The sequence below is a fragment of the Helcococcus sp. KG196 genome, assembly GCF_046035495.1.
GTDB classification, from domain to species: domain Bacteria; phylum Bacillota; class Clostridia; order Tissierellales; family Peptoniphilaceae; genus Helcococcus; species Helcococcus ovis.
Genome location: NZ_JBFNFI010000054.1, coordinates 1 through 219, shown reverse-complemented (window position 1 = coordinate 219; position 219 = coordinate 1). Strand labels below are relative to the sequence as shown.

The window sequence follows — 219 nt, the reverse complement described above, 5'->3', positions numbered from 1 at the left end:
TTCCAATGCTGGATTTAACTGTTTTTTTACTACTTCCATTTCTTGTATTTATTGAAAGTGGTGTTTGTCCATATTCATAATCCAAATGCTCATCAAGTTCTGCTTTTAACATGCTTTCTATTGTTTCTCCTAGCAAGTCTTTTAATGCTTCTTGTATATCTTGTGCAGTTTTTATATCATATGACTCTATTAATTGTTTTGCTAATCTACTTTTTGCTG

1 protein-coding gene is annotated in these 219 nt (G+C 30.1%); it reads right to left on the bottom strand.

What is annotated here, in order from left to right:
- Positions 1-190, bottom strand: a 190-nt coding sequence (locus tag ABGF45_RS08450) for a transposase (protein ID WP_408125378.1), incomplete at its 3' end; no start/stop codon positions are given.
- Positions 191-219 lie beyond the last annotated feature (29 nt).